Genomic DNA, 683 nt, shown 5'->3' with positions numbered 1-683 from the left:
TCCTGCACGCCTACCTCCAGCACGGCGGCCGTCCCGCCTTCGAGGTACGGGCGGTACTGGCCGCGACGATGTCCCCGGCCTGGGGCGTCTACAGCGGCTACGAACTGTGCGAGAACACCCCCCTGCGCGAGGGCAGCGAGGAGTACCTCGACTCCGAGAAGTACCAACTCAGGCCCCGCGACTGGGACACCGCCGAACGCGAAGGACGCAGTATCGCGCCCCTCATCACGGCCCTGAACCGCATCAGGCGGCTCCACCCCGCCCTGCGTCGGATCAGGAACCTGCGTTTCCACCACACCGACAACGACGCGCTGATCGCGTACAGCAAACGCACCGGCTCGGACACGGTCCTGGTGATCGCCAACCTCGATCCCCACCACACCCAGGAGGCCACGGTCTCCCTGGACATGCCGCAACTCGGTCTGGACTGGCACGAGTCCATGCTGGTCCAGGACGAGCTCACGGGCGAGATCCACCACTGGGGCAGGAACAACTACGTGCGCCTCGAACCCGGCCGGGCACCCGCACACGTCTTCCATGTGCGGCGGTCGTCGCCGGCGCAGAGCGGAGGGTCAGAAACCCCATGACCGTGAACAAGCCAGTCCCGGACACCTTCGAGGACACTCCCGCCAAGGACCGCGACCCGGAGTGGTTCAAACGCGCCGTCTTCTACGAGGTCCTCG

General features: G+C 67.1%; 1 pseudogene. It reads left to right on the top strand.

Features of this window, described 5'->3' with window-relative positions:
* Nucleotides 1-587: pseudogene (locus IE262_RS39055) on the top strand (alpha-1,4-glucan--maltose-1-phosphate maltosyltransferase); the annotation flags it as partial.
* Between the last annotated feature and the right edge of the window lie 96 nt (nucleotides 588-683).

This window comes from Streptomyces bluensis, assembly GCF_014650715.1.
Lineage (GTDB): Bacteria > Actinomycetota > Actinomycetes > Streptomycetales > Streptomycetaceae > Streptomyces > Streptomyces bluensis.
This window is presented reverse-complemented; position numbering and strand designations above follow the sequence as displayed.